This is a genomic window from Alcanivorax sp. HI0083 (assembly GCF_001635175.1).
In genome coordinates, this window is record NZ_LWFX01001257.1 from 1 (window position 1) to 2,206 (window position 2,206).

The 2,206-nt window shown below is 60.6% G+C and carries 4 protein-coding genes; all 4 read left to right on the forward strand.

Going from position 1 to position 2,206, the window contains the following annotated elements:
• Nucleotides 1-676, forward strand: a 676-nt coding sequence (locus A3754_RS18380) for an HAD-IC family P-type ATPase (protein WP_156497073.1), incomplete at its 5' end; no start/stop codon positions are given.
• Nucleotides 655-906 carry a cbb3-type cytochrome oxidase assembly protein CcoS gene (gene ccoS / locus A3754_RS18385; protein WP_063520860.1) on the forward strand — a complete coding sequence of 84 codons (252 nt, stop codon included), beginning with the start codon at nt 655-657 and terminating at the stop codon, nt 904-906. The genes A3754_RS18380 and ccoS, both read left to right, overlap by 22 nt.
• Complete coding sequence (locus tag A3754_RS18390) at nt 896-1,678, forward strand: sulfite exporter TauE/SafE family protein (RefSeq protein ID WP_063520861.1); 783 nt, start codon at nt 896-898, stop codon at nt 1,676-1,678. Before ccoS ends, A3754_RS18390 begins: the two co-directional genes overlap by 11 nt.
• Before the next feature lie 73 nt (nt 1,679-1,751).
• Nucleotides 1,752-2,206 (forward strand): radical SAM protein (locus A3754_RS18395; RefSeq protein WP_369817623.1); only part of this gene is annotated, 455 nt, incomplete at its 3' end.

Sequence of the window (2,206 nt, forward strand, 5' to 3'; positions counted from 1 at the left end):
CGACCATACGGGAGTCACTGGCATGCTGCTGGGTAATACATGGCGTATCACCGGTGCGCCGGATCAGGCGCGCCCCGGCACAACCTGCCTGCAGCTGCTTTGCGATAATGAAGTACGGCTTTACGTATGGCTGCAGGACCCAGTTCGCACAGAGGCAAGCGCCGTGGTGAAAGCCCTGACAGGCCTTGGTATCACCTCGCGACTGGCCAGTGGTGACAATGCCCAGGCGGTGAACGCAGTCGCCGATCAGCTGGAAATCCGTGAGCGGCGCTACCAGCAAAAGCCTGCTGATAAAGCCGCATGGCTCGAGCAACTGGAAAGCAGTGCGCCGCAAATGATGATCGGTGACGGCATCAATGATGCCCAGGCCATGGTCGCCGCCTCGGTCTCCGTTGCGACTGGAAATGCGACCAGTCTGGCCCAGCGGGCGGCTGGACTGTTCCTACTTCATGACACGCTCAACGCGGTTCCTGCCCTACCTCGCCTTTCCCGGCTTTGTCAGCGCACCATCCGGCAAAATCTGGCCTGGGCATTGCTTTACAATATCCTTGCCGTCCCGTTTGCTGTCAGTGGTTTGCTGCCGCCCTGGGCCGCAGCGCTGGGCATGTCAGCCAGCTCGCTTCTGGTCACATTCAACGCCACCCGGGTGACTCGATGGAAATTGTCTTCCTGCTGATACCGCTAGCCTTGTTGTTCCTGGCTGGAGCCATTGCTGCCCTCTTCTGGGCGCTGCGCAAGGATCAATTTGATGATCTGGATAACGCGGCCTGGCGAGTTGTGTTCGAAGACAGGGAGCAGCGCAAGCAGGCTAGAACACAGGCGCCAAAAGAACCGCACCACGCTGACAGTTCAGATAAAACAGATAGCACCCAGGATTCACCATCGAGCCCTCGCGATGACCATTGAAGCCCTTGCCTCCCTGATTGCCAGTGCCGCCCTGATCGCCAGTGCCGGCTCCGTCCATTGCATTGGCATGTGCGGAGGCATCAGCAGCGCGCTGACCTTTTCCATCCCGGAAGCCCGGCGTCAGGGGGTGGCCCTGTGGGGGTGGCAGCTGTTATTCGGGCTGGGCCGCGTCGGCACCTACTGCGCCCTGGGTGCATTGGCGGGCCTGCTTGGCGGCACCTTCCTGGCACAACTTCCCGGCCCCTCCATGGCGGTTGGGCTGATACTGTCCGGCCTGTTGATGTTGTTGCTCAGCACGTACCTGCTCGGCCGCGGTGGACTGCTTCAGCGCGTGGAGAGAATTGGTCAGCGTCTGTGGCGGCGACTGCAACCGGTTACCCGCAAGTTGATGCCCGTTGACCACCCGGCAAAAGCCCTGGGGCTGGGGGCGCTGTGGGGGTTTCTGCCCTGCGGACTGATCTATACCGCCTTGGCACTAGCGGCCACTGCAGGTTCGGCCCTGGCGGGGGCGTTGGTTATGCTCTGCTTTGGTGTCATTACGGTGGTGCCAGTCGCAACCACCGGGGTGCTGGCGTCGCAACTACAGCGTTTTCGCCGCGGCGCCTGGCCCGTTCTGGCCGGCGTCCTCACCTTGTGTCTCGCGCTGGTGTTCTTCTGGCAAGCCATGAGCATGATGCAGCATAGCCATGGTGCACACGCCATGCCCTCTCATTCTGCCGCCGAACATGATGTACAAAGGCACAATACGCACCAGCATCACGCCCACCCTTGATCTGGATCAAATAGCGCCGCGCCGGCAGGAGGATAATCAGCCTCACACTGATGTGCGGCCGCAGGAGGCGTCCATGATTCGCTGGAATACATCACTCATTCGGCAGTACGGCGGCCCCGGCCCGCGCTACACATCGTATCCGCCGGCCACCAGTTTTCACGACGACATCAGTGAAGAAGACTTCTGGCTGGCACTGGATGAAGGCAATGTGGCTCGCCGGCCTTTGTCGCTATACATGCACATCCCTTTCTGTGACAGCGTCTGCTATTACTGTGCCTGCAATCGCATTGTCACTGCCAACAAGGCGCGAGGGGCGGAGTATCTGCAACTGTTGAAACGCGAAATCAAACGCAAGGCCACGCGAGTCGACAAGCGACGGCCGGTGACACAGATGCACTGGGGCGGCGGAACCCCCACCTTTCTCGATGACGGACAGCTCACCGAGCTGGTATACGACCTGGCTCGCCACTTCAATTTGCGCGATGACGAACGCAGTGACTATGCCATAGAGATCGATCCGCGCACCGT

Coding starts and splice junctions, on each gene's coding strand:
- ccoS (WP_063520860.1), top strand. CDS start 655: ATGGAAATTGTCTTCCTGCTGATACCGCTAGCCTTGTTGTTCCTGGCT.
- A3754_RS18390 (WP_063520861.1), top strand. CDS start 896: ATGACCATTGAAGCCCTTGCCTCCCTGATTGCCAGTGCCGCCCTGATC.